This window comes from Citrobacter sp. Cf118, assembly GCF_030334095.1.
Taxonomy (GTDB): domain Bacteria; phylum Pseudomonadota; class Gammaproteobacteria; order Enterobacterales; family Enterobacteriaceae; genus Citrobacter; species Citrobacter freundii.
Genome location: NZ_JAOWES010000030.1, coordinates 1 through 249, shown reverse-complemented (window position 1 = coordinate 249; position 249 = coordinate 1). Strand labels below are relative to the sequence as shown.

The window sequence follows — 249 nt, the reverse complement described above, 5'->3', positions numbered from 1 at the left end:
AGGGCGCTTACCACTTTGTGATTCATGACTGGGGTGAAGTCGTAACAAGGTAACCGTAGGGGAACCTGCGGTTGGATCACATCCTTACCTTAAAGAAACGTTCTTTGTAGTGCTCACACAGATTGTCTGATGAATGATGAACTTCTGAATGTACTTTCGAGTGCATTAAGAAGTTTTGCTCTTTAAAAATCTGGATCAAGCTGAAAATTGAAACGACACACTGTTTCATTTCTCCGTAATAAGAAATGA

At 40.2% G+C, this 249-nt stretch carries 1 rRNA gene; it reads left to right on the top strand.

The features are described 5' to 3' along the window. A 16S ribosomal RNA gene (locus tag OGX67_RS00475) occupies positions 1-87 on the top strand; the annotation flags it as partial. Positions 88-249 lie beyond the last annotated feature (162 nt).